Source organism: Vibrio sp. JC009, from assembly GCF_029016485.1.
Classification (GTDB): Bacteria; Pseudomonadota; Gammaproteobacteria; order Enterobacterales; family Vibrionaceae; genus Vibrio.
In genome coordinates this window covers 943,919-969,723 of record NZ_CP092107.1, presented here as the reverse complement: position 1 = coordinate 969,723, position 25,805 = coordinate 943,919, and the positions used below count along the sequence as shown (strand labels likewise).

The 25,805-nt window shown below is 45.7% G+C and carries 23 protein-coding genes; 16 read left to right on the top strand and 7 right to left on the bottom strand.

What is annotated here, in order from left to right:
- Positions 1 to 3 precede the first annotated feature (3 nt).
- Positions 4 to 1,500, top strand: coding sequence for a DUF1566 domain-containing protein (locus tag L3Q72_RS19180; RefSeq protein ID WP_275132152.1), 1,497 nt, complete (start codon positions 4 to 6; stop codon positions 1,498 to 1,500).
- 30 nt (positions 1,501 to 1,530) lie between these two features.
- A complete protein-coding gene (locus L3Q72_RS19175) occupies positions 1,531 to 1,962 on the top strand; it encodes a cupin domain-containing protein (protein WP_275132151.1) in 432 nt (143 codons plus the stop codon).
- Between the two features lie 228 nt (positions 1,963 to 2,190).
- Here the strand turns inward: L3Q72_RS19175 and serC are convergent, their stop codons facing one another.
- From serC to L3Q72_RS19145, 6 genes are all read right to left on the bottom strand, one after another.
- Positions 2,191 to 3,390 carry a 3-phosphoserine/phosphohydroxythreonine transaminase gene (gene serC, locus L3Q72_RS19170; protein ID WP_275132150.1) on the bottom strand — a complete coding sequence of 400 codons (1,200 nt, stop codon included), beginning with the start codon at positions 3,388 to 3,390 and terminating at the stop codon, positions 2,191 to 2,193.
- A 25-nt stretch (positions 3,391 to 3,415) separates the two neighbouring features.
- Complete coding sequence (locus tag L3Q72_RS19165) at positions 3,416 to 4,168, bottom strand: sulfite exporter TauE/SafE family protein (protein WP_275132149.1); 753 nt, start codon at positions 4,166 to 4,168, stop codon at positions 3,416 to 3,418.
- 160 nt (positions 4,169 to 4,328) lie between these two features.
- Positions 4,329 to 5,282, bottom strand: coding sequence for an ABC transporter permease subunit (locus L3Q72_RS19160; protein ID WP_275132148.1), 954 nt, complete (start codon positions 5,280 to 5,282; stop codon positions 4,329 to 4,331).
- The gene (locus L3Q72_RS19155; protein ID WP_275132147.1) at positions 5,279 to 6,133 is read right to left on the bottom strand and encodes a taurine ABC transporter ATP-binding protein; all 855 of its coding nucleotides are present in this window, start codon (positions 6,131 to 6,133) and stop codon (positions 5,279 to 5,281) included. The genes L3Q72_RS19160 and L3Q72_RS19155 overlap by 4 nt, the downstream gene beginning before the upstream one ends.
- A 32-nt stretch (positions 6,134 to 6,165) precedes the next feature.
- Complete coding sequence (gene tauA, locus L3Q72_RS19150) at positions 6,166 to 7,194, bottom strand: taurine ABC transporter substrate-binding protein (protein ID WP_275132146.1); 1,029 nt, start codon at positions 7,192 to 7,194, stop codon at positions 6,166 to 6,168.
- 206 nt (positions 7,195 to 7,400) lie between these two features.
- Complete coding sequence (locus L3Q72_RS19145) at positions 7,401 to 8,774, bottom strand: aminotransferase class III-fold pyridoxal phosphate-dependent enzyme (protein ID WP_275132145.1); 1,374 nt, start codon at positions 8,772 to 8,774, stop codon at positions 7,401 to 7,403.
- Between the two features lie 141 nt (positions 8,775 to 8,915).
- Here L3Q72_RS19145 and L3Q72_RS19140 point away from each other — a divergent pair, with 141 nt between their 5' ends.
- The 4 genes from L3Q72_RS19140 (at position 8,916) to L3Q72_RS19125 (ending at position 12,650) form a co-directional block, all read left to right on the top strand.
- Positions 8,916 to 10,388 (top strand): PLP-dependent aminotransferase family protein, encoded by a 1,473-nt coding sequence (locus L3Q72_RS19140; protein ID WP_275132144.1) that lies wholly within the window; start codon positions 8,916 to 8,918, stop codon positions 10,386 to 10,388.
- Positions 10,389 to 10,527: 139 nt separating this feature from the next.
- On the top strand, positions 10,528 to 11,295 hold the full coding sequence (locus L3Q72_RS19135; protein WP_275132143.1) for an SDR family NAD(P)-dependent oxidoreductase: 768 nt from the start codon (positions 10,528 to 10,530) through the stop codon (positions 11,293 to 11,295).
- 47 nt (positions 11,296 to 11,342) lie between these two features.
- On the top strand, positions 11,343 to 12,068 hold the full coding sequence (locus L3Q72_RS19130; RefSeq protein ID WP_275132142.1) for a gamma-glutamyl-gamma-aminobutyrate hydrolase family protein: 726 nt from the start codon (positions 11,343 to 11,345) through the stop codon (positions 12,066 to 12,068).
- A gap of 60 nt (positions 12,069 to 12,128) precedes the next feature.
- Positions 12,129 to 12,650 carry a DUF2058 domain-containing protein gene (locus tag L3Q72_RS19125; RefSeq protein ID WP_275132141.1) on the top strand — a complete coding sequence of 174 codons (522 nt, stop codon included), beginning with the start codon at positions 12,129 to 12,131 and terminating at the stop codon, positions 12,648 to 12,650.
- A gap of 353 nt (positions 12,651 to 13,003) precedes the next feature.
- On the opposite strand, the gene L3Q72_RS19120 is transcribed toward L3Q72_RS19125, so the two are convergent.
- Entirely contained in the window at positions 13,004 to 13,894 is an 891-nt protein-coding gene (locus L3Q72_RS19120) for an AraC family transcriptional regulator (protein ID WP_275132140.1), read from the bottom strand.
- A 252-nt stretch (positions 13,895 to 14,146) separates the two neighbouring features.
- On the opposite strand from L3Q72_RS19120, the gene L3Q72_RS19115 reads away from it, so the two are divergent.
- The 10 genes from L3Q72_RS19115 to L3Q72_RS19070 all read left to right on the top strand — a co-directional run bounded on the left by L3Q72_RS19115 (position 14,147) and on the right by L3Q72_RS19070 (position 25,745).
- Positions 14,147 to 15,814 carry an ABC transporter ATP-binding protein gene (locus tag L3Q72_RS19115; RefSeq protein ID WP_275132139.1) on the top strand — a complete coding sequence of 556 codons (1,668 nt, stop codon included), beginning with the start codon at positions 14,147 to 14,149 and terminating at the stop codon, positions 15,812 to 15,814.
- Positions 15,807 to 17,513 carry an ABC transporter ATP-binding protein gene (locus L3Q72_RS19110; RefSeq protein WP_275132138.1) on the top strand — a complete coding sequence of 569 codons (1,707 nt, stop codon included), beginning with the start codon at positions 15,807 to 15,809 and terminating at the stop codon, positions 17,511 to 17,513. The genes L3Q72_RS19115 and L3Q72_RS19110 overlap by 8 nt, the downstream gene beginning before the upstream one ends.
- A gap of 41 nt (positions 17,514 to 17,554) precedes the next feature.
- Positions 17,555 to 19,543 (top strand): TonB-dependent receptor, encoded by a 1,989-nt coding sequence (locus L3Q72_RS19105; RefSeq protein ID WP_275132137.1) that lies wholly within the window; start codon positions 17,555 to 17,557, stop codon positions 19,541 to 19,543.
- 4 nt (positions 19,544 to 19,547) lie between these two features.
- Positions 19,548 to 20,798, top strand: coding sequence for an MFS transporter (locus L3Q72_RS19100; protein ID WP_275132136.1), 1,251 nt, complete (start codon positions 19,548 to 19,550; stop codon positions 20,796 to 20,798).
- 31 nt (positions 20,799 to 20,829) lie between these two features.
- Positions 20,830 to 21,594 carry a DUF3450 domain-containing protein gene (locus tag L3Q72_RS19095; RefSeq protein ID WP_275132135.1) on the top strand — a complete coding sequence of 255 codons (765 nt, stop codon included), beginning with the start codon at positions 20,830 to 20,832 and terminating at the stop codon, positions 21,592 to 21,594.
- On the top strand, positions 21,591 to 22,913 hold the full coding sequence (locus tag L3Q72_RS19090; protein WP_275132134.1) for a MotA/TolQ/ExbB proton channel family protein: 1,323 nt from the start codon (positions 21,591 to 21,593) through the stop codon (positions 22,911 to 22,913). Before L3Q72_RS19095 ends, L3Q72_RS19090 begins: the two co-directional genes overlap by 4 nt.
- 86 nt (positions 22,914 to 22,999) lie before the next feature.
- On the top strand, positions 23,000 to 23,485 hold the full coding sequence (locus L3Q72_RS19085) for a MotA/TolQ/ExbB proton channel family protein (RefSeq protein ID WP_275133757.1): 486 nt from the start codon (positions 23,000 to 23,002) through the stop codon (positions 23,483 to 23,485).
- Complete coding sequence (locus L3Q72_RS19080) at positions 23,482 to 23,886, top strand: biopolymer transporter ExbD (protein ID WP_275132133.1); 405 nt, start codon at positions 23,482 to 23,484, stop codon at positions 23,884 to 23,886. Before L3Q72_RS19085 ends, L3Q72_RS19080 begins: the two co-directional genes overlap by 4 nt.
- The gene (locus tag L3Q72_RS19075) at positions 23,887 to 24,564 is read left to right on the top strand and encodes an energy transducer TonB (protein WP_275132132.1); all 678 of its coding nucleotides are present in this window, start codon (positions 23,887 to 23,889) and stop codon (positions 24,562 to 24,564) included.
- An 8-nt stretch (positions 24,565 to 24,572) separates the two neighbouring features.
- Positions 24,573 to 25,745, top strand: coding sequence for a hypothetical protein (locus tag L3Q72_RS19070; RefSeq protein ID WP_275132131.1), 1,173 nt, complete (start codon positions 24,573 to 24,575; stop codon positions 25,743 to 25,745).
- Positions 25,746 to 25,805 lie beyond the last annotated feature (60 nt).

The following is a 25,805-nucleotide window of genomic DNA, read 5'->3' as shown; positions in this document are numbered from 1 at the left end:
CTGATGGATAAATTAACCGAAACAGAGTTAGGTACAGGGATGAGTGCTGAAGAGGCGCTTGGATATATCGACCCTAGAGTTGCTCAGGCGCATACACAACACGCTATTAGCTGGGAACAACAGCTGGAGTTCATTGAAATTTTAGATGGTACAGCCGCTGGCAACGAAAGTCTGGCAATTAATATTGCTCAGGAAACCGGGCTTTTTTCTGAAAAAGAAGCTGAGGCCATGGCGTTTTTCCTTTCCAAGGGGCCACAACTTTCAGTTGAAGATGCTCAGGCGTTAGCTAAGAATTTGCATGACAAAGTGGGCTACGAAGCGGCTGAAGGCGGCTATCCTATCGTTTCAGATGGTTGTGACCTCTATTACCACAATACAGGTACCTTTGAAGCGGGGGCAGAGCCTGAACAGGGTGAAGATTTTTGTGAGCAAAGTGCCTATTACAACACTACGGATAAGGTAAATAACTCAAAATATAAGTTTTATGACGAGAGCAAAGAGTTTGTTGAAGACTTAGTGACCGGGTTAATGTGGACCAGTAACCCGTTTCTATTTAACAAACAGAAAGTGACCTATCAGGAAGCCATGGAAGGTCTTGATGATTTTAATGCGCAAAAGCCGGGCGGATTCGATGACTGGCGCATTCCAACCATTAAAGAGCTTTATTCACTGGCAGATTTTTCAGGTGTTTTTGGCTTTGATGCTGAAACCTCTGAGCCTTTCTTTGATAAGAACTACTTTAGTATTCCGGACGTACCGGAAGTCTACGTTCCCGGAGACCGTTTTCTGGATACCCAGACAGTAACCAGCACGATTTACGGCGGTAAAACACTGGGCTCTGTTACGACTATGTTCGGCTATAACTTCAGGGATGGTTATCTTAAAGGATATCCGTCAACCAAGACATTCACCGTTTACTATGTGCGCGGCAACAAAAACTACGGCCAGAATATGTTCGTAGATAACGGCGACGGCACAATTTCTGATCTTGCCACCGGACTGATGTGGATGAAATATGACTCGGGAATGTTCAAGCTGGGTCCGGCAGGTGACGGTAAAATGGACTGGAAATCTGCGCTTAAACACTGCGATGCTCTTCAGTTTGCCGGTTACGATGACTGGAGACTTCCGGATACCAAGCAACTTCACAGTATCGTGGACTACACCCGAAGCCCGGACGTAACCGGTACACCGGCAATTGATCCTATATTCCAGAGTACCCCTATCGTGAACATGGCAGGATTAAAAGACTGGGGTTACTACTGGACCTCAACGCCTTTCGGTGCGCGAAATCAAACCATATATATCTGCTTTGGCAGAGCAATGGGTGCTTTGGGTAGTTACCCAATGGACGTTCATGGTGCCGGGGCTCAGCGTGGTGACGACAGATCTCTTGGTAACGGTGAAACCGTTTATCCGTGGATCGGCGGGATGCACCCTCAGGGAGACGAAACTCGTGTTCTTAATATGGTGCGTCCGGTAAGAGTGATAACGAAGTGATCAATCTTTCTGTATAAGGAGATAGTTTTTATGAAAATGAAAGAAAATGTACTTGTAGCCGTTGTTTTGCTTCTGGCCTGTGTGCTTTCAAGACCCGTTCTGGCGGATGGGCCGAAGGTGCAGAAAGTGACTCTGGATGATGCAAAGCAATACTCTCCCCCTGGTCATTTTAAAATGACGGCTGCCGGTCTTCACAATGAGGCTGTTGGCAGATCTAAAGCGTTTGGTATCGGCATTTCCGTTTTTGAACCGGGCGGTGGAGCGGAATCGAACAGTGAAGGCCCGGAGCGCGTATATTTTGTTCTTGAGGGGCAGCTAACCATCACAACTCCGGATGGTGATATCGTCCTCAATCAGTTTGAGTCGATCTACAGACCGGCAGGCGCTGAATGCGGCATTATCAACAAGAGTGACAAGCTGGTTAAGATGCTCGTTGTTGGTCCTCCTCGTCCAAAAAGTTAAGTACAGGTAAGGATATTTGTTGTTATAATATTACAAATGTAATATACTGCGCAGCGGTCCTTTTTTAAAGCCGGGGACCACCTAATTAACTGACGTTATTAGTGAATAAAATTGTTCACAGTATTTATGAGCCAACTGATTGATTTTCAGTTGGCTTTTTTTTGTTCACTGTCAAAAAAGATCTGCTTTTTTTCCTCATCACGTTATTACGTTTAGAGTGGCTCTAAGTTATGCATTTTGAGCGGCGAAGTTGACCATAAAGTCAGCGAGGAGGGTTGCTTCCTCTTCAGTTACACCGTTATACAGGCTAGCTCTGAGGTAATCCCCAACACCAAAAGGTGTCAGAGTGCGTAGGCCGACAATTCCACGCTCCCAGCTTTCAATCAGAAATTTGCTGGTTAGTGCTTCATCACCTCCTTTTAAATTGAACGGAACATTCATTCTGCTTCTCAGAGTTTTGTCTTGTACCGGGGTGCCATAAAACCCATTTGAGTTATCAATGATATGGTACAGAACTTGGGATTTAGCAATGGATCGTCGCTCATTTTCAGATACGCCACCTTCGCGCTCTAACCATTCCATCAGAAAACCGACAACTTCAATGTTAAAAGTCGCAGGGGTGTTCCAGAGATTCCCCGCTTTGCTATTGGTTGTGTAGTTGAAAACTCCCGGGCAGAAAGGAGATGCCTTACCTTCACCAAGAAGGTCCTTCCGGATGACTGCTATGGTCAATCCTGGGTGGCCAATATTTTTTGATGCACACGCAAAGAGTATGCCGACACGGCTAGCATGCCAGTCGATAGGTTTAGTGGTGAAGTCAGAGCTTGCGTCAATAACCAGAGGGATATGTTTGCGTGACTCCGGTAGCTTGGGAAGCCTGTGAAGCTCAATACCATTTACTGTTTCATTAGAACATATGTAGACATATTTACTTTGTGGATCTACATCTGCTTCTGTCAGCTCAGGGAAAGTTGTAAAACCACCGGTTTTTGGATCACTGCCATTGATATTTTGAACCGTGCAGTATCGTTGTGCTTCATCACTTGCTCTTGCAGACCAAGTACCATTTACAACATAAGTTGCGATATCTGATTGGTGGTGACAAAGATTGAGGGGAATGGCTGCAAATTGTCCATGACCACCACCATGGGTGAAAAGTACTTCATAGTCTTCGGGAATCTCCATCACTTTTCTTGTGGTTGTTATTGCGTGGTCAAGTATCTTTTGGAACTCAGGAGCCCGGTGTGACAAGGCCAGAGATGTCAAGCCCGGTTTATTAAAGCTCTCGGCTATTCTCTTCTCTACAGCCTTTGGCAGTGATGTAGGGCCAGGGCCAAAATTGATAGTATTTTCAGGTGGAGCAACAGAATTGAGTGAACCGACAAGAGCCGGATGAATTTCTGTGCTCATAATATTTTCTGCTTCCATAGTTACAATTCCATGTTTAATTTTACTAAATCAGTGTGTTAAGAGAGGCGCTGATGCCAAGTACAGAGATCATCACCAAAATAGGAAGGGCAAAGTGTTTAAGTGACTTGGGCGGATAGCGGTTGAATAACCATTGACCTGCACGTACTGACAGCAAGGTAGGTAACAACAGGATTAATAAAAGCTGTACTACCTGCAAATCGACCAGGCCACTAATAAACAGTGCACCTAAAGCCAGTAGTTCACTTATGATAAAGAAAAGAATCATTGTTGCTCGTTGTGCGCTGGGAGATAGGGGACTTGAGAGCATATAACAGACGATCATGGGGCCTCCCACTGAGGCTCCGGCTGTTCCAAGCCCGCTTGCCATACCGAAGCTAAGCTTTGTCCCTAACCCTTCGGTACTACGTAACTGGAAGTCAAAGAGCAGGACTAGAGAAAACAGTAGAATAGCAATACAGATGAGAAGCTTAAGAATGTCTTCCGGGACGATCAGCAAGAGACTGAGGCCCATGGGTATACCCAATAGCGAGCCTATCGTTAGTACTTTAAATGTTGGAATATCGGCTTGACATCGTGCCTGTCGCCATAGGCCTGCGCTGCAAAGCACGTCCAAACCAAGAATGAGAGGGATACTTTGCTGGGGTGACAGAAAAAGGTTAAGGCCGACAACAGCTATTGCTGCAAAGCCAAACCCAGCATAGCCACGTACTAATGCAGCCAGTGCCACGACGGGTGTTGTTATCAGGATTGATTCAAACAAGATGGTTTTCTCCATTTTTACTTAGCCAACATCAAATAGAGCCTAAGCAGCACTTGAAGTTGTAGTTAGCGCCAACTTTGAATTTATTTGGCACCAGTTAGCACAGGCAGTGAAATATGCTTCGGAGGAGTACAAATAAAAGCGGGAGAAGGTCTCCCGCGCCAATGATAATGCTCTAGTAACCTTTCCAAGGGACCAGTTTTGTTTCCAGATAGCGCATAAAGAGGTCAAAGGTATAAGCAATCAGTCCGATGATCACTATGCCTGCAATTACAACATCGGTAACCAGAAACTCGGCCGCGTTAAGCACCATGTAACCAATACCTGCTTCTGCTGCTACCATTTCGCTGGCAACCAGAGTTGTCCATCCGAAGCCTATACCTATACGAAGACCGGTTAAAATTTCCGGCATTGCGCTTTTTATGATTACATGCCATAACACCTGAGCTTTTGATGCGCCCATTGAGTATGCCGCTTGTATCTGTTCGCTTTTAGCTGAAGATACGCCTGCACGGGCACTTAGGGCAATTGGCGCGAACATGGCCAGGTATATCAGAGTGATTTTGCTGGTTTCGTCAATACCGAGCCAGATAATGACCAGTGGCAAGTATGCCAGTGGTGGAAGGGGCCGGTAAAACTCAATAAGAGGATCGAATATCCCTCTTATCCACACATTGCATCCGATCATTATCCCAACGGGGATTGCCGTTAGTACTGCAAAGAAGAAAGCTCCGAATACACGAGTCAGACTGGCTGCAAGGTGCTGCCCCAGAGAGACTCCTGCAAATCCCTCAGTCCAAAGATCTACAAAGCGTTCAGCAACGGAAATCGGAGAGGGAAGGAAAAGGGGTTTTACCCAGCCGGCCTCTGTGACCAGAGCCCAGAGCAAGATAAAGCTGATTGCTGACATAATGGAGATTAGTCGCGAGTTGCCCTGCCCCGGCTCTCCGTAATATTGTCCGGGCGTTAATGTGTAAGCCTTTATCTTGTTAAGCAGTTTGATAAGGTGAGGCTCTGGAGCATATGTTTCTTTTTCGGTGTAGCTTTTCACAGGTTTATACTCAACTTCATGTAGCTCTGCTGAAGGTGTCGTTTCTTCTAAAGGTGTTGCTGCTTGCTGCTGGCTCATGCTGCTACCTCCGGTTGTTCGTCCTGATGAATTATGGAAAGGATCTTTTCGCGCATCTCAATGAAATCAGGCATTGACTTCACAGCCCTGGCATCACGGCACTCAAGGAAACGTTTGTTGAAATCCAGTTCGAAACTGTGGGTAATTCTGCCCGGCCTAGGAGACATAACAATCAGCCTTGATGCCATAAATAGCGCCTCTTCAACACTGTGAGTGATAAAGAACATCATCTTATTTGTTGCCTGCCAGGCATCGAGAAGTAGTTCCTGAAGCACTTCTCGGGTTAGTGCATCCAGTGCACCCAATGGCTCATCTAAGAGGAGAATGCTCGGATCATTGGTCAGTGCACGAGCAATACCCACACGTTGCTGCATACCACCTGAAAGCTGGTAGATTTTGTGATCGTGGAAGTCTTCAAGTCCCACAAGCTTGAGATATTTAGCGGCTCTTTCGGTCCGCTCTTCTTTGCTTACGCCCTGAAGCTTCAGACCAAAGGCTGTATTTTCTAAAACATTCAGCCATGGGAAAAGGGCATGTTTCTGGAATACCACACCACGTTCAGCGCCCGGACCAAGGATCTGGTCACCGATATCCTTGCCCATCTGTACCCGTGGAAGGCCTTCGATTTTTGAGTTACCTAAAGTCAGGTAACCATCTGTTGGCTGGATAAAACCAGCCATCAGGTTAAGCAGAGTTGTTTTACCGCATCCGGAGGCGCCGAGTGCGACAACGAGATCTCCCTGTTCAATTTCCAGATTGACTCCCGACAGAGCGGTAACCGGGTCTCCCCCCTGGCGGTCTTCATAGATTACTGATACATCCTGTATCTTAAGAACTTTATCTGTTGTCATATCGACGTCCTCCAGTACTGTCTTTCTCTTGATTACATTGTCGCTTTTGCTTTTTCAGCAAAAGAAGGGTTTACGTATACGCTGTAATCGGGTTGCAGTTCTGTAATTTTCTTCTCTTTCAGCAGAAACTCTGATGTCGATTTAATTGCGTTGGTAGCTCCGCCTTTTTCACCGCATCCAAGCCATTGGCAGGATAACTGACCGTCAAAGTCCAGAAACTCATAAAGCTTCATCGCTTCGACTACACCTTCTGGCTCACCGCCAACCATTTTCGCAATGGATTGAGCCATCTTACTGTCAGCAGTCATAGACTCGCGGCCTGCTACATATTCGCGGTCAATTGCAGCCAGAGTTGACAGGAACTTAACAACGAACTCTTCGTTCTCAGCGGTAAATTCTTTGCTTGCAATCATGCCGTCAAAAGTAGGTTTTCCCCATGCACTCAACTGCTTGGAAGTGATGAGTACCTTGCCGTCCTTCTTAATTTTGCCCAGAGCCGGATCCCAGATAAATGCACCATCGATATCGCCACGCTGCCATGCCGCCATGATAGCGTTAGGCTGCATATTGATTAGTTTTACATCTTTTTCTGACAGGCCGAACTGTTCAAGAGCGAACAACATGTGGAAATGGGTGGTAGAGACAAAAGGAACGGCAATTCGTTTACCTTTCAGATCGGAAGGTGCAGTAATTCCGCTACCCTTTTTAACCACGAATGCTTCTGCGTCAGCAATGTTTTCCATTACCCAGATAAGCTCCATGTCGATGCCTTTACTAGCGGCACTTGCTATCGGGCTGGAGCCGGCCACTGTCATATCTACGGCCCCGGCAGCCATTGCCGTGATGGCTTTCGCTCCTGAATCAAACTTACGCCATTTAATTTCGTAGCCGGTATTTTCTTCAAATAGCTTTGTATCAATTGCGTATTTCATTGGGTTATACATTCCCTGATAACCAATGGTTACTTCTTTCGCTGCCCAGCTTGAAGCTGAACAAAGAAAGGCTGAAGCCAGGGCAACTGATTTAATTAGGGTGGATTTGGCAAATTTATTTGCAATCATGGTCACGTCCTCTTTGTGATAAATTACACATTCATACTAGTCTGTGCTATGGGGCCAGAATAGAGCCAAACTTAATCATTATTGGGCCAGATCTGCCCCAAAGCTGTGCACATATTTGGTGCAAACAGAACTTGCAGGTAAAAAATACCCGCTGATTAAAGCGGGCATAAATGGAAGGAATCCGGGCATAGTTTCGGCGTTATGCATTATGTATCTTCAAGCTCTGTAAATGCGGCGGTAAGTTTTTCAATCATTTCGTCAGCCTGATCCTGAGTGATAGTTAATGCCGGACTGAAGCAGAGAGTGTTATTGAATTCTTTGAATGAGCGGTTTGTTCTGCCAATTATCAGTCCTTTTTGCATACACAGCCCGGCTATTTTGGCTGTAACAGATTCATGAACAGGTTCTTTGGTGTTTTGGTCTTTTACCAGCTCAAGGCCAAGGAACAAACCTTTACCCCGCACATCGCCGATAATTGTAAACTGTTCCTGTAGAGCCCCTAGTCTGGCAAACAGGTATTCACCCATGTGTGCGGTGTTTTCGAGCAAATTTTCATCTTCTATAATACGCAGGTTTTCAAGAGCGGCTGCAGGGCCTGCGGTACACCCACCAAACGTGCTGATATCCCGATAATATCCCTCGTTATCAGACGCGTCATCATTGAGCAAATTGAAGACTTCTTCTGTGGTTACGGTACAAGAGATAGCGGCGTAACTGGAAGCTACACCTTTTGCCATGGTGACGATATCAGGTTTGATCCCGTAGTGCTGATAGCCAAACCATGCCCCTGTTCGGCCAAGGCCACATACAACTTCATCAATGTGAAGGAGAATATCGTATTTACGGCATATTCTTTCTATTTCCGGGAGATAGCCTTCTGGAGGAGTGATGACACCGCCTCCCGCTGTGATAGGTTCGATTACTACAGCGCCTACAGTATCGGGCCCTTCCCGAAGAATGACCTCTTCAAAGGCTTGTGCTGCTTTTATTCCGTAGCCTTCGATATCGCCATACTGGCTGCGGTACTCACAGCAGTGCGGGAACTCAACAAACCCAGGGACAAATGGGCCATATTGAGAGCGTCTTTGTTCCTGCCCGGTGGAACTAAGACAAGCAATGGTAGTTCCGTGATAGTCTCTTTCGCGGTACAGGATCTTCTCCTTCTTTCCGCCATATTTCTTATGAGCTATCTGGCGTACCATTTTATAAGCTTTTTCATTAGCCTCAGAGCCTGAATTTGAGTAATACACCCGGCTCATTCCCGGCATTTTTTCCAGTAGCTTTGCAGCAAATTGTGCCGCTACCGGCGTTCCTGCAGTTCCAGCAAAATAATTTAGCTTAACAAGCTGATCCCGGACAGCGTCTGCTATGCTGGTCCTTCCGTATCCAACATTGACGCACCATACGCCACCAGATGTAGCGTCAAGATAGCGGTTCCCTTTGATATCCCATATATACATGCCATCAGCATGATCCATAATCAACGGGTCCTGATTTTCAAACACCGCATGTTGGGTGATGTGATGCCAAACCGTATTTTTATCAAGGTCGACGATTTGTTCAGTGGTTAGATCATTCATAAAACCTCCCTGTGTTTAATACTGAAAATAAATCGCCTGTAATCTGGCTGATAGAACCAGTGTGAATTATTTATGGGGACAGCTTGCTGGCACAGTTCATGCTCTGTGTGTCAAAAAGGTAAAAACATAGGGACGCAGGACATGAAAAGTGAACACCTAATGCATATTCAGTTTACTCCGGACAGAAGTCTGCAAGAGCAGATTCATGAACACGTAATTGAGAGTATCCAGCAAGGTGTGTTTGCTGATAATGCACTTCCTTCCTGTCGTAAAATGGCATCAATGCTACGTGTATCAAGAAATACAGTGGTTTTGGTATATGAACGTTTAGTCGACGAAGGGTACCTCTATTCTCAGGAAAGAAGTGGCTATTATGCGACAGAAGAAGCGCTGAAAAAGACAGGCCTTTCAGCCCAGGTGATTTCGATTGAGGAAAAGCAACTCAATGTTAAGCCTGCACATTTTTGGCGCAAGCGCTTTAAGTCGGATCTTGATAGCCAGCGTAACGTGGTAAAAGAGACTAATTGGCAGCAGTACCCTTATCCTTTCTTGTTTGCCCAGCCGGAACACTCACTGTTTCCATTAGCCCACTGGCGAGAGTGTGGCCGGCTTGCTCAACGTAGCAGCGTAATTAAAGACTGGATTTCGGACTCGGTGGATAACGATGACCCCATGCTGGTAAAGCAGCTTCAGACAAATGTGTTGAGCAAAAGAGGAATTACGGCCAAACCTGAAGAGATTCTTATCACTATTGGAACGCAAAATTCACTTTATCTGCTTGCAGATTTACTTGTGGAGGCGGGAACCAGAGTGGGCCTTGAGGATCCTGGTTACCCGGATGCAAGAAATATTTTTAGTCACCATGGGGCAACTATTGAAGCGTTATCTATTGGCCAGCAAGGTGTGGAGATTTCCTCTCAAATGGCGAGATGTGATTATGTTTACACGACACCTAGCCATCAGGTGCCAACAAATGTCACTATGTCTATGGACAGAAGGGCTGAACTGCTCGATTTTGCGGAAAAAAAAGACTTTATTATTATCGAAGATGATTTCGAGAGTGAAGTTAATGTTCTGAGTCAGCCTTCGCCTGCGTTAAAAAGCCTGGATAAAAATGGTCGTGTTATTTATGTAGGAAGTTTGTCGAAATCGCTCTCGCCCGGGTTACGAATTGGCTTTATGGTGGCAGAAGCTAACTTAATAAAAGAAGTCAGAAAACTGCGTCGGTTGATGTACCGACACCCACCATCCAATAATCAGAGAACATGCGCGTTGTTTATCTCTCTTGGGCATTATGACACCTATGTCCGAAAGCTGAGAAACAGCTACAAAGATAAATGGACACTTATGAGACAGATGCTTGAAGAGCATATGCCTCAGTGCGTTACCAGTGATACTTTGGGGGGGAGCTCTTTCTGGCTGCGTTTACCTGAGGGGGTGAAAGCCGAAGAATTTTCCAGACGGGCTCAGGAGGTCGGTGTATTGGTGGAGCCCGGAGATATACACTTTACTTCACCGGAAAAAGAGAAGTACGGCTACATTCGTATGGGATTTTCTGCAATAGATATAGCTGCTATTCCTCAGGGAATCATAAAATTATCAGCCTTATTGTAGATACTGTAGTGTCTGATGTGAGCTTTCGTTTTGTCTGGTACCATATAATTCTGAAAATAATCAAAACTGGCTCTAACCAATCATTTCTGTGACATGTAACTTGTTTTTATATGGAGAAAGTACCTATTTGGAGCAAGGAATGCAGAGATTTGATTTACCTACCGTATTAATTACCGGTGCTACGTCTGGTTTTGGGCTAGCGACAGCAAGAAAATTTGCGGATAACGGATACCCGCTCATTTTAACAGGACGCCGGGAAGAGCGCTTACGGGCTCTTGCAGATGAGCTGGGGCAATTGACGGAAGTCTTTATCTATAAGCTTGATGTCAGAAAGGCAGAAGAAGTAAATAGTATGATGAAAGCTCTGCCTGAGCCATTTAAAAGAGTCGAGGTTTTAGTAAATAACGCTGGACTGGCGCTAGGTGCATCCCCGGCAGACAAGGCCGATCTTAATGACTGGCATACCATGATTGATACCAATGTTACAGGTCTGGTCAATGTCACACATGCGCTACTACCTATTCTGAAAGCACAGCCTAAAGCAAGTATTATCAACTTAGCTAGTATTGCCTCTAACTGGTCTTATCCAGGCGCACATGTTTATGGGGCAACTAAGGCGTTTGTTCAGCAGTTTTCCCGAAACCTGAGAAGTGATTTTGCCGGGACAGGTGTACGTGTAACCAGCCTGGAACCTGGCCTGTCAGAAAGTGAATTCAGCCTGGTGAGATTTGGTGGTGATCAGGAAAAATATAACGCTATCTACAACGAAACTAACGCGCTTCAGCCAGAGGATATTGCCGATATTATATTCTGGATAGCTGAGCAACCAACTCATATCAACATCAACAGCCTGGAAGTTATGCCAACCAGTCAGGCCTGGGATAACTTTAAAGTGATTCGCGGATAGAGTAGGGTTAACGGTAGGTGCCATAAGAAACAAGGATAAGGATATTAATGAAAATAGGCATAATCGTTTGTGATATCGTCGACCCGGTATTGTCGTCTGAGTTCGGGGAATTTGCGGATATGATTCAGCAGGGGCTTGCACCTTTTAGTCAGCACGACTATCTGCTGTTTAATGCGATGAAGGATGAGTTACCACAGACTGATGATGGCTGCGATGCTTATATTATTACAGGTAGTACTTATGATGCCTATGCCGACTTGCCGTGGATAAATGCACTTGCTGCGTGGATACGTAAATGTGATATGCAGCATAAACCGCTTCTTGGTATCTGCTTTGGGCATCAGATTATTGCTCTTGCGTTAGGAGGCCGGGTTGAAAAGTCATCTAAAGGTTGGGGAGTAGGGCTGAGCAGTGATAATAAAATCAATATTCAACTTCCATGGATGAAGCCAGAAAAGTCAGCACTTGAGCTTCTGGTCTTTCATCAGGATCAGGTCATCAGTTTGCCTTCTTCAATGAAGGCTATTGTTTCAAGTGAGTTCTGTCCTAATTATATGCTGACTAAGGGTAAGCATATTTTAACTGTTCAGGGACATCCGGAGTTCACGGTAGATTTTGAAAGATGTTTGCTTGGAAAGATGAGAGAAGCTATCGGAGACGAGCATTACATTCCCGCAATAAGCAGTCTGAACTCTGCTCCGGATTCATCATTGGTTATGCGCTGGTTCTGCAACTTCTTAAATGAATATGAACCTCGATTACATCAAAATTAGGCAGTGCCAAATACCCGGATAAATGCGAAAATGCACAAAAAATCAGTGTTTGGATAGAAAATGTCAAAATTAAGCCTACAAGAGCAGATGTTAAAAGCTGGTCTGGTTAACGAAAAGAAATTAAAAAAAGCCAAGAAAGGTTCGAAGAAATCCCGTGTTCAGGCCCGTGAAGCCAAAGCAGCGGTAGAGCATAATAAAGAAGCTCAGCGTCAGCGGGATATCGAGCTGAACAAGCAGAGAGATGAGCAGCAACTGAGCAAAGAGATTAAAGCTCAGGTGAAGCAACTGATTGAGATGAACAGAATCGATCTTAAAGATGGTGATATCAAGTACAACTTCACCGATGGTACTTTTATTAAATCCATTTATGTTGAGCAGGATATCCGCGATCAGCTGATTAAAGGCGTACTGTCTGTTGCCCGGTATGAAGAGGGCTATGCGGTTATCCCGTCATCAGTGGCATACAAAATTGCAGCGCGCGATGAAGAGACCATTATTGAGAATAAGTCTTCATCTGAAGAAGAGCTTGCTGAAGACGATCCGTACGCGAAGTTTGTCGTGCCGGATGATTTGATGTGGTAAGCAAATCCAGGTAAGAAACACTAACAAATACTCCCGGCTTTCTTACACATATTCTGATGAGTCACAACCAACTCGTACAGACAGCTTGCTGGTATCGTGACTCATTATTGGACGGAAGCTTCCATCTCCGTACAGCGATGTAATATTCACTTTATGCAGAAAAAGCTGTGTCATCGAGTGAAGCTAGAAAACATTTCAAGTATTGCAAAAGGGCCCACCTGAAACGAGATATTGAGACACCTTTACTTGCTATGGGACTGGGGATATACCCTGTTATGGAATAAAAGTTATCTTGCTGAACTTGAACATTTTTTTATGCTTAAGTACCTACGAATGAGTAATAACTAGGGAATTTAGTGCTCATTGATAATCTTGTTGGATACAGTCCCAGATAATTCACCACGAAATTCTTTAGGCGTTAAATTAGTATGCTGTTTAAAGACTTTAGAGAAATAACTCCCGCTTTGATAACCAAGATCTAATGCAATTTGAGTAATAGTCTCGCTGGGGTCGGCCAACCGTTCTTTGGCCAGTCCAATCCGGTGGGACTGAATCCAACCAGCGACCCCCATATTAAACTGCTGCCGAAATGATTGTTTCAGGTAGCACTCGTTTGTGGCTAACTCTCTTGCAAGGCGAGGTATATTCCAGTTGAGATATGGCTGCTGGGCGATCCTTTCACACGCTTTATCAGCCAAAGATTTGGGTTGCCTGTGCATCATCAGTAAAGCGAGCAGCTCATATATTTTCCCCTTTAGCCATAATGCCCGGGTTCCCCCTTGGAAATCGTTATTCCATACAGACGCTGCCACTTCACGAACTTGACCACTTAAAGGCATTTGCCACCCCATTTCATAGAGTTTGAAGGGCCTGAATGGCGAATCACTCTCCGGTAAAAGGCTCTTGGTTAAACTATGCTGCAGAGGAAAGTGAATGCGGATGCTCTCAATTTTCCCCTGTTTTTTGAGTGAAATAAGATTGTTGGGCTCAGGCTCATGTAGCATGGAGGCGATGCAGCGAAAAGCAAAGGTTTCTGCCGGATATTCGGGATAGTCGGGGCTATGAGCATCGTTGGTACCGATAAAGCTGATATAGAAACCGGCATCAGCGGGATCGTTAAAGTTAACGGCGCGCCTTGCTGTACAATTTACAATATATGCAGTAACACCATCGTCCAGTGTGATCACATCATACTGTCCTTCTAAGTCACTAGTTACATTTAAGCTATCAACAATATTGCTCATACAGTACACCTTTACTTTTCTTAACTCGCACTGCTAATATTAAATGATAATTAATCTCACTTATAGTCCAATGAGCATCTATTGATGCAAATATCGGTACTTTACCGTTTCAACCGAGCCATGCAGGCATCATTGATGTTTGAAGAATCTGCTTAGTCGGCCAAATATTCCTGATAGTTACATTCTGATTCCCGATCTTACTATTGTTATAGCACATAATGAATGAGAATGATTCCCATTAAGGAGTCGTTCATGTATCTATCTCAAACCATGGGCACCAAGAGTGCACTTATGGAAATGCTAAAATCAGAGCAATCCCGCATGTGGGCTACGATCGGCTGTGCAATACTCAGCTCTTTGATTGAGCTTATTCCCTGGGTCTGCTTTTTCCAGGCTGCAAACGTTTTGTTGAAGGGGGACCATCCGGAAATCTATCTGATCGCCATGGCAACAGCCATTGTGTTGCGCTATGTGTTTTATACACTTTCTGTCTGGCAGGCACACTTAGTGGCTTATCATGTTATCCAGAGAGTCAGACAGTATATCGTAAAGGCTCTGGCCAGTATGCCAAATGAGCGACTGCAAAAATTCCATCGTGGTGATTTAGAAAAGCGTATAAGTGATGATTGTCAGTCGCTGGAGCCATTAATAGCCCATCACACTACTGATATTATCAGTGGGCTGCTAACCCCAGTTCTTCTAATGGCCGTCTTGCTATGGATCGACTGGCGGGTAGGCTTGTTCGCCCTAAGTCCACTCCCTTTAGCCGCTGTTGCTCAGTTTTTAATGATGCGTGGTTTTACCAAGCGGCAGGAAAGCTACAACCAGATCGTTAGCCATATGCATCAGGCACAACTGGAGTTCTTACGTAGCATTGGGGTGATGAAACTGTTTGGCGTAGATGTAGACTCTTACCGCCAACTAAGCCGCACTATGAACAAACATCACAAGCTGGTAGGCGCCTACACTAACCAGATGGTTGGTGCCTGGGTCACATTTGTGACCCTGGCTCAAGCCTCGCTAATGACTACCATTCCTTTTGCTCTGTACTTTACTGTTATCGGTGATCTTACTCACGTTGAGCTGGCAATGATAGTCATGCTTTGCGCCGGAATATTAAAACCCTGGTTGGATCTCACCCAGATATTCGGCCAGGTTCAGCAATCTATGCTCGCTATCGGCCGCCTGATTCCACTGTTTCACCATTATGAAACCGAGAACGCATCTCCTTGCCAGCAGTTGAAAGAGTTAAGTTGTCAAAGCCTGAGTTTATTCAGAGGAGAGAGGCACCTCTTTCACTCAGTGAACTTAAGTTTTTTCCCGGGAGAACGCATCGTATTTCAGGGATCTTCCGGGTCGGGAAAAAGCAGCTTGCTGGGGACACTGTCAGGAACCGTTGAGCCACAAGCTGGTGGCTGGTATTACAATGATCTGCCACTTAATGGCATAAGTGACGATAAACGAAGCCAGTTACTGGCAGTCGTGGACCAACACCCTAAGTTTTTTACCGGGTCACTAAGAGATAACATCGCTCTTTCTCTGCCAGATACTGAAGACAAAAAAATATGGCAATTGTTAACTCTGGTTGGGCTTAACCAGTTAATACGTGACTTGCCAGAGCAACTTGAAACCGATATCGGTGAGACTGAACGTGCTTTCAGTGGTGGTGAAATACAGCGCCTTGCCATTGTTCGTGCTGCTTTGGCAAATACTCCGGTACTTATTCTCGATGAAGCCACCTCCCATCTTGATAATTTCACAGAGCAGATGGTCCTTACCGGGCTAAGAAGATTTTCACCCAATCAAATTCAATTGATCATCAGCCATCGAACACAAGCCCTTACCGATGCGACCCACAGTTATCGCCTGAAAGATGGCGTTCTAAGTGAGATAAAGCAGAAGGGAGTCGTCAATGAATAAGATTGCGTATTTGCTTAAACACAGCAAGGCGAGCCATCGCGACTTTTGGGTTGGTGTCAGTGGAAAAATAGCCAGTGAAGCACTGCCATTGATCTGTTGGCTGATCCTGTTCGTCTTCCTGCGAGAAGGCATAGAAATCACACTTACGCATATGGTACTGATATCAATTGCAGTTATTGTCGGGCAGTGGATATTTGGTCAGACCGCTAAACAGAGTTTCCTCGGAGCCTATGATATCAGCCATCAGCTTCGTAAAACTCTGCTACTGGACATCCGCAGTCAACCTCTTGCAGCGCTGACCGGAAAGGGGTTAGGTGAGAAAATCAAGCTTGTCACCACTGACATGAAACAGTTTGAACACATATTCAGCCATTTGGCTGCTGACTTTATCGCCGCCTGGGTAATCCCAATAGCAATGACGGGCGTGATCTTTATGGTCAATCCGGTACTCGGTGCTTTATTGCTGGGCGTGGTATCAATAGCTTGGGGTATCCTGCTGTTTACTGAAAAGCGGTTTTCTAATAGCGCTCAGCACAACCACTGCGTCAATCTCGCTTGTGCCAACAAGACATTAGAGTACATAGAGTGTCTGCCCATGCTGAAAAGCTTTGGACGTGCAGATAAGCTAGCGTCACCACTATGTGATCAAATCGAAGCGCTTAGAAAAAGCGGCCTTGGTCTGGAATGGGCCGGAGGAACCGGAGTTGTGTTTGCAACACTGGTGCTGGAACTTAGTGGGCCATTGGTCGCTCTGGTTGGGGCCGATCTGGTTATCCATGGTGTAATCACCAGCGGGGAATGGCTGGTTGTCGTCATAGCATGCGTTGCCTCTACCCGTCCATTTGTTCGTATGACCATATTCTCTGCTTTGCTGCGATATATGATCAAAGCAGCCCACCGGTTACATGATCTCGCCACAGCTCCCCATCAGCCACACGATGGAGTCCTGCCCACTCATTTTGATATTGAATTGAAAGATGTTTCTTTTGAAATGGGAGAGCAAACCGTACTGAAAGATATCAACTTACAGGTAAAGCAGGGTCAGCACCTGGCTATCACGGGGCCGAGTGGATCCGGGAAAACAACCTTACTTAATTTGATTGCCGCCTTCCATATTGCCACTCGGGGACATGTGCAAATCGGCGGAAAAAGTTTAGAAGAGGCTGGTACTTATCACTGGTATAAGAGCCTCTCCTACATAACTCAGCATGTCCAGTTATTTGCGGGAAGTTTACGTGACAACCTTTTGATTGCTAACTCGAATGCCAGTGATGCCGATCTTAATGAGGCTATTCGTCAGGCTGGACTGGATGATCTGATCCAACGGCTACCAGCCGGACTTGAAAGTGAGATTGGTGAAAACGGCAATCTGTTGTCTGGGGGAGAGCGCCAGCGTTTATCCATAGCAAGAGCACTTATGCGGCAAACCCCAATTGTTCTGCTTGATGAAGTGACATCCGCACTAGATGCGGAAAATCAGAAGCAAATTTTAGAAACGCTCAGAACTTTATGTCAGGGGAAGACCGTCATCACCATCGCACACCGCTTAGAGACTATCACGCATGCTGACCAGATCTGCCTGATGGAGCAGGGACAAATACTTGCTGTTGCGGAGCATACTTCGCTTTTAGCCGACAACGAAACTTATCAGAAGATCTGGTTTGCCCAGAACTCACTTAAAAACAAGGCACAAGCCTAGAAATAGCATCAAAAAAGATGATGAAATAAGGATATAACTTGATGAATAACAGTTTATTAAAACGAACTTTAGTCGCTTCAGCGGTCATCGCCGGAACTGGCGGAAGCTGCTCAGCTTTAGCTAGTACTGCAAACACAGAAGCCATGGAGGTTATGGTTATTGAATCTACCAAGCGGGATGTTTCGCTTAAAGAAGTAGATAACGCCATTTCTGTAGTCACAGCTGAAGAGCTTGAAAAAGCGAATGTAACTCAGGTGCAGGATCTTGGAAAAGTGTTTGCAGGCTTAGTGATTGAGTCCCGGGGAAGCCGGATTTTCCCGAGTGTAACGCTCAGAGGGATCAACTCAAATGATTATTACAACATGCCACTTACCGTATACGTTGACGGCATTCCACAGGACAGTACTTTTCTGACCCAGCCACTGGTAAATGTTGAGCAAGTAGAGCTGCTACGTGGCCCGCAAGGTACACTATACGGAAGTAATGCTCAGGCTGGCGTTATAAATATAGTCACTAAAAAAGTGGTTGATCAGCCTCAGCTTTCTTCATCAGTGAGCTACAGCAATCTTAATAAGCAACTCGAACTAAGCGGAGCAGCAGAAATTGGTGAAAGCAGTTATGCTGACATTACATTGAAAGGCGCGAGAGAAGAAGGCACTATCGACTATGTTGGCTCAGGCAACAACGAAAGCGATTTTGATGAGTCCGATGAGTTCTCAGGGCTTGCCCGTTTTCACTATCTTCCGGACAACTCCGCAATAAGCTCTACTTTCTCGCTGGCAGCTGACCAGCTTGATAGCCAGGAAGAGGTGTATCTGACAGAAGCACAGTACAAGGCGGGGGAAACCAGTACCGTTATTCCTGACCTGCAGCGAGACGTTTACACCTATGCATTGAATGTCGGTTACGATCTGGGAGAGAGTCAGATCACCAGTGTGACTGCGATACAGACTCGCGATATTGAAAGGGAGTTTTTTGGCTACGACTCGGTTGAGGATCAGAAAACTTTTTCTCAGGAACTCCGTCTGACTACCCAATATGGTGATAACTTAGATGCAGTTTTAGGTGCATACCTTGAATCGAAACACTACGATGGCGAAGCTTATAGTGGCACCAATAAGATTCAGACGGATACCTACGCCCTGTTTGGTGAAGCGGTTTACGGAATAACAGAATCTCTTGATTTAACCTTTGGGTTGAGGGCCTCATATCTGGAAGCAAGCTCTGACTTCAGTGGTAACATGTATGTATCCAGTAGCTATGACCAGTCTCTTACCGATTCTGCAATTATCCCCAAAGTAGCCATTGGCTGGCAAGTTACCCCTGATACACGGTTATACTCCTCACTATCCAGTGGCTACCGCCCTGCTGGCTATAACCACGTACCTACATCTAGCGAAGCATATGAAGGTTATGACGCTGAAACTTCCACCAACGCAGAGTTAGGTTGGCGTACAGCACTGTTGGATAACCAACTATTAATCAGTGGTGCGATTTACTGGATTGAGACTGAAGATACGCAGGCATATGTCGGTGATACCATAGGTCAGTTAAGCTTATTTAATGTTGGCGACTCTCTGAGTAAAGGTATTGAGCTGGAGCTAACTTACTTTGCTACTGACGATTTAACCATTAACCTTGGAGCCACTGCCGGTAAATCAACCTTTGAAGATGGTACCGGGGATTATGAAGGTAACTCTTTAGCGTATGCTCCAGAAGGGACGGCTAATCTTGGTTTTGAATACTTCCTACCACAAGCTCTTGTCGATGGTGATGTTTCGATACAGACCAATGCTCGGTACACGTCGAAAACGTACTTTGACGTCGACAACACCCTGTCTCAATCCGACTATATTGTAACAGATCTATCCTTCAACTATGACTACAGTGAAACCTTCTCAGCCCGGTTATTCTTAAACAATATTACTGATGAGACCTACACCACCTATGGCTTTAGCATGATGGGTACAAATTACTACCAGTATGGTGACGGCAGTGAAATCGGTTTGACCCTGAACTGGGAACTGTAATCAGATGAGCAATAAACCTACAAAGCCCCTTTTGGGGCTTAAATCACTGTTGCTTGTACTCTTGAGTGTTTACACCATACAGTCACTCCTTGGAATGTTTACTCTCCAAGGGATACCTGCAGTATTGCGAACGGAGGGTGTTTCTACTTCTCAGATCGGCTTGTTCTATGCTGCTATGTTGCCTTGGGCAATAAAGTTTCTCTGGTCTCCTAAGGTAGAGCTGTCACGAAAACAAGGTACCGGACTGGCTCATCACGGCTATCTCATTTTTGGCACACAATTACTGATAATTGGAATAATGTTATTCCTCGCTAAAACAGGCAACTTATCCAACGTTGGAATCTTGTTTGCCAGTGTCCTTAGCCTCACTTTTATTTCTACTGTCGCAGATATAACCACCGATGGTCTAGCGGTTGACCAACTCCCTGCAGAGAAACGCTATCTGGGGAATATGATGCAGGTTGGCGGTGCATATCTGGGAGGAGTCTTTGGGGGTGGTCTTTTTATTTATCTTACCAGCCAGATAAGCTGGAACTACGGGATGCTTATTTTGGCGTGCCTGGTTTTAGTTATATCTTTACCATGCCTGAATTTATTTAAGCAGGCGAACAATGCTCAAACAGCAACCGGTGAAAGCATAAAAAGAGAGCCTTCCATTAAAAAAGCGCTCTCCAACCCTAAAGTTCGTTTGGGCCTGCTTCTTGTCGCCTTATGTCAACTAGGAACACGCGGTACTCTCGCAATGATGATGCCTTTTTTGGTCGACCAGGGAATAAACTTAGCAGACCTTGGACTATTAGTTGCCGGAGGAGGTGTGATAACAGGTCTTGCTGGAGTTGGAATAGGAGGCTGGGCTGTAAAACGTTCTAGCGCATTCAGCGTCTTGCTTCTATTTCTGGTGATAGAAGCTGCTATTTTCTCTGTGCTTATGGCTTGTTCGTTGACTTATATTGGTTTTGAATATGGTCTCCACATTCTTTACGTCACTAATGCAGTTGTTTCTGCAGCTAAGTTCGTCGCTCTTTACACATTAATGATGGACCTCTCATATGGTGAACAATCAGGAGTGGACTTCTCACTTTTTCAGTCTGTGGATATGCTGGTTGCGATTGTCATGGCTTTGCTATGCGGTGCGATCATTTCTGAGTTTGGTTATACGACTCACTTTACTTTAACAATTATTACCACCCTGATTGCTCTGTTATTTATTTCTTTCCGAAAGCGACAACATCACCAACTGCTAGCAGTAGGTTAATTGTTTTTCACTACTTTGAGATGGATACACAATGGAAGACAAAACAATGCGGATATTAACCCTGATTATTACTTCGATAGTACTGCCGGTTCAGGCCTCTACTCTGGATAAATCCGCTAATATCGAAAAGGCCATTATCTTTGATGCTAAAAAGAGCCAGGAAGTTGTGACAGGCAGCTCTGATGCCTCCTTCGACCTAAAAGCGGAAATTGATATCCTCCGCAGTGAAATCAACAACCTTGAAATCTATCAAGGCCATTTAGACAAACTGATAGAGAGTCAGAACCAAGAGCTTTCCGGGCTGGATTTACAGCTGGAAGAGATCACCGATACCCGCCAGAGCGTTATACCTCTGATGTATGAAATGCTTGATGGATTGGAAGCTTACGTTGAGCAAGATATGCCGATTCGTAAACAAACCCGCACAGAGCGCATCAACAAGCTGAAAAAGCTGATGACTGAATCTGGTGTTAGTGATGCTGAAAAATATCGTCGCATTCTGGAGGCGTATCAAATCGAACTGGATTACGTCACTAAGTTTGGCACCTATACAAGTTTGGTGGAGATTAACGGTGTTTCCCGGGAAGTGGAACAACTCTATCTCGGCCATATTTCGTTTATCGCCCGTAGTCTGGATCACCGGACATACTGGTACTGGAGCCAGGAGCAACAACATTGGGTAGCATTGGAGGCTGTCGCTAATACCGAGCTGGATAAAGCTTTCTCTGTTGCTAACAAGCTGGCGTCACCCTCTCTCTTGATGCTTCCCCTGTCTGCTCTGGAGATTAACCAATGAAATCATTAATGTTCATCTCACTACTCATCTCTTTGGCATCATTCCCTGCAACTGCAAGTACGTTGCTAAAGAGCACTCAGCAGGCCAGGGCAAAAGAGCAAACCATGAACAAACAGAGAGAAGCTGAATTTCTTTCCGAAGAGCAAGAGCTGAAAGCACTCAGGGACAGTTTGCTTGCCAGACGAAGTCAGGTCCAGAGCATTATTGATACCCTGAGCGACCAATTTAGTACCAATGAAAAGTTGTTGGCAGAGAAAGAGAAAAAACTGCATCTGGAATCCGGAAGTTTAGGGGAGCTGTTTGGCGTGGTGCGCCAGGTAGCCAAAGAGATTCAGGTTCATCAGAGCAATTCTGTCGCGGCAATTACTCAGGAAGAGAATTTCAGAACGCTTGAAGAAATTGTTGGTGCCAGAAGGCTGCCATCCAAAGCTCAGCTTTATACCCTCTGGAATACTTTGAATGATCAACTTGAAGCTGGCTCGAAGCTCAGCTATGTCACTGTGCCTTATACTCAGGCGAATGGCGTGCATGGCAGCAAGCAAGTACTTCGAATCGGAGCATTCGGCTTAGTGGATGAGTCGGGTTATCTGGTCTGGAAGGGCAAGGGACATAGCGCGAGACCCTATGCGGTTCAGCCGGGAGCAGCCCCTGGTATGAAGGCATCAAAAGCCAGCGGACAACTGCTGGCTTTTGACCCGTCTCAAGGTAAATTGCTGGAGCAGCTTTCATTAGCTCCTACTCTGAAGCAGAGAATCAACCAGGGAGGTGCTGTGGGCAAAGTGATTCTGGGTATTCTTGCCCTGGGTGTTGTTATTGGTCTGACTCAGGGAAGTTTCCTGTTTATCACTCAGGCAAAAGTCCGGAGGCAACTGAAAGACATTACCGCCATTGGTAACAACGCACTTGGCAGGGTGTTGAGCGTTTATAAGTACGATCAATCACCCAACGTAGAAGCCCTTGAACTCCGGCTCTATGAGACCATTCTTGATGAACAGCAGAAACTGGAAAGAGGTCTCTCTATGCTCAAGCTACTTGCGGCACTTTCTCCTATGCTAGGCCTGCTCGGTACTGTTACCGGTATGATTGAAACTTTTCAGGTCATTACTCAGTACGGAAACGCAGACCCAAGAATTATGGCAAGTGGTATTTCAACCGCACTGGTCACAACGGTACTGGGCCTGATAGCTGCTATGCCACTGCTATTCCTTCACAATGTATTAAGCTCTCAGGCGGAAAACATACGTACTTTACTTGAAAAACAAGGTATTGGACTTGTCGCTCAGCGTGCAGAGCAGGATATGACGCTGCGTGCAGCTTGAGGTGAGATGGCATGGAATGGATAAACGCGTTAAGTAGCCTCAATATAAGCAAGCACATCAGTCTGGGTAGTAGTATTGACCAGTTTATGGCTCAGGGTGGTCCGGTACTATGGTGGCTGGCCGTCTCGCTGATACTCTTTTGGCTCCTGGCGGTAGAGCGCTTGATCTATCTGTTTGTTACCTTCCCCAAACGTCAGAAAACCTGGCTGACAATATGGGGAGAACGGGTTGACCATCAATCATGGTTTGCTCAAAAGCAGCGTAACGCATGGTTAAGTGAAGCCCATGTAGAGTTATTCAAAAATCTCAACTTGCTCAAGCTGCTGATCAGTCTGTTTCCGATGTTGGGGCTGCTTGGCACAGTAACCGGCATGATTTCAGTTTTTGATATTCTTGCAACACAAGGGACATCGCAGCCAAGGTTAATGGCATCCGGTATCTCTTTGGCAACCATACCGACAATGGCAGGGATGGTAGCAGCGCTGGCAGGTGTTTTTTCTTACGCCCGTTTAACTGCAGCTATTGAGAAGCGAGAAGTACGTTTAGAGAAACTGATGAGGAGCCGTGCATGAGACTGGGTAACCGAAAAAATAATGCTGAAGACGCGCAGGTTGATATGACTTCCATGCTGGATATCGTTTTTATCATGCTAATCTTTTTTATTGTTACCAGCTCGTTTGTTAACGAGTCCGGTGTGGAAGTAAATCGCCCTCAGGCATCCCATTCCGTAAGCCAGAAAGATGCAAGCATTCTCATCGCAGTAACGGCTGACAACGATATCTACATTGACAAGCGGGTTGTCGATAAGGAGCGGGTTCAGGCAACGCTGGAACACATACTGACAGAGCAGTCTAACACCTCGGTTGTTATTCAGGCTGACGAATTTGCTTTTAACGGCACAGTGGTCTCTGTCATGGATTCGGCAAAAGGGGCCGGGATTAAAAGTATTGCACTGGCAACGGAGCAGAAATAGATGATACGTCTGATAGTCGCCTTCCCGCTCGCACTGGCAATATGCTATGGCCTTATTGGTGTGATGGCATGGATGGTGGACCTCAACACTAAGCCTGTGAGAGACAGAAGCGAACCACTTCAGTTCGACATTTTTGCCAGTAAAAAAGAGCAAGACAACCAGAGAATAAACAGGGTGATGCCCGAGCCACCAAAATTGACTCCGCAGTTGCCTAAGCCAATAAAACTGTCTCAGCCTCAGACTCAGTTCCCGATGGAGACTCCAGCGTTGGAAAAAATGCCAGAAATCAAGATGGATCTTTCCGTTGCCGGTATGTCAGTTTCAGTGCCTGCACTAGCCCCGGTTGAGGTAACAGCGGAGAAAACAGTGCTCCAACCTGCGGATGTACCGGTGCAAACTGGGCATAGTCAGCAATTGATACCTCTGCACCGTATTGAGCCTGTCTACCCCAGAAAGGCGTTGCTGAGAAAGATTGAAGGCTATGTGGTGTTAAGTTTCGACATAGACTCTGGTGGTAAGCCGGAAAACATTGAAATTATCGAGGCTAAACCGGCAAGAATCTTCAACCGTGAAGCGTTAAAAGCACTGAAAAGATGGAAATATCAGCCTCAGATTGTCAATGGGCTTGCTCTGGGTAAAACCGGGCAAAAGGTGAAGCTGGAGTTTAAACTGCAATGATGAAACGGATGATTTATTTACTTGTCCTGAGTACCTTAACAGGGTTGAGTGCCTCCTGCGTCTGGGCACAAGATCTTTCCTCTTCCGTTGTACGTAAGGTACATCGCTCTTATGAATATCAGCAAGAAGAGCAATTCCAGAAGGCGGTTGAGGTGCTGACTCAGATAAATTCACAGAGAGAATACGACAAGGCCTATGTTAACCGAATGTTGGGTGGGCTCTATTGGCAACTGGATCAGCCCGCACTGGCCGTGCAGCACCTCTCTCTGGCTGCAGATTCGGGTCAACTATCAGATATTGAGCAGAAAGACACAAGCAGAATGCTGGCGGACCTTTTGCTGATGCAGGGGAAATACAAACAAGCAGAATTACGCTACGGTCATCTACTTGATATGTATCAGAATGCTAAGGACTTAGAATGGATCTGGCTTCGAATCGCACAGGCCCAGTATCAGCAACACAAGTGGTCTTCAGTGGAAAGCTCTGTTTCTAAGCAACAGAAATACCGCCGGGCTGCAAAGATAAAGCCTAAAGTAATGCCGCTTAATATGCTGCTTAGTGCGCAACTGGCCCGGAAGAAATGGAAAAGTGCGATTGGGACCACTAAATTATTGCGATTGCAAGAGCCCAATAACGAGCTTTGGTGGAAACAGCTGATAACGCTTTATATGCAGACGGAAAATCATGCCTCTGCGCTGATAACGCTTCAGCAGGCAGACAGGGCTAATTTCATGTTAATCAGAGAGAAGATCAAGCTGATGGCTCAGCTATACGCTCAGGCAGGGGTTCCGATGAAGGCTGCACAAACCTATCAGCGATTGCAGGGCATCAATGAATCGCCAGATCTGCTGGCGCAACAAGCCACCTACTGGCAACTGGCGAAAGAGTGGGAACATGCCCTGGAGAGCTGGCATAAAGCTGCCAAAATCAATCCCGCCTATTTCAGACAGTACGCCCTGGTAAAACTTAGGCTAAGAGATTACAGAGCGGCTCTTGACGCGATTAACAAAGTTCCTTCTCAGGACTCATCCATACTGGTCACTAAGGCTCAGGTATTAAACGAGCTTGGGGAGCTCACCCAGGCATTAAACGCAGCGACCCAAGCTCACCGACTGGAAGCATCCGAAAGCACGATTGGTTGGGTTAAGTATCTTACTAATGTCAGGAATGAACACAAATAACATGATGAAAGCGCGTTTTTGGGTAAAAATTCCCGTTTTTTACTTATCTCTTCCCGATTC